The sequence below is a fragment of the Stenotrophomonas sp. SrG genome, assembly GCF_050031795.1.
GTDB classification, from domain to species: domain Bacteria; phylum Pseudomonadota; class Gammaproteobacteria; order Xanthomonadales; family Xanthomonadaceae; genus Stenotrophomonas; species Stenotrophomonas rhizophila_A.
The window spans coordinates 1-287 of the sequence record NZ_JBNBBE010000154.1; the positions used below are offsets into that span (position 1 = coordinate 1).

General features: G+C 56.8%; 1 protein-coding gene. It reads left to right on the forward strand.

Going from position 1 to position 287, the window contains the following annotated elements:
- Positions 1 to 66: 66 nt before the first annotated feature.
- On the forward strand, positions 67 to 287 hold a 221-nt coding region (locus tag ACQG3P_RS19340; RefSeq protein ID WP_426805944.1), incomplete at its 3' end, for a hypothetical protein.

The window sequence follows — 287 nt, forward strand, 5'->3', positions numbered from 1 at the left end:
TGCTGTAATCGTCCGTCGTTCTCTAACACCTACCTCAAGACGTTCAACCGGCCCAATGTGGACTTGGTGACCGAACCGATTCAGCGGATCACCGAGAAGGGTCTGCTGACCGCGGACGGCGTCGAGCATGAAGTAGATGTATTGATCTGTGCCACGGGATTCGCGATCTGGGATCACATGCCGGCCTTCCCGACCGCCGGGCGAGGCGGCAAGGACTTGAAACGATTCTTCCAGGAGAGCCGCTATCAGGCTTACCAGGGTGTTTCGATTCCCGAGTACCCTAACTT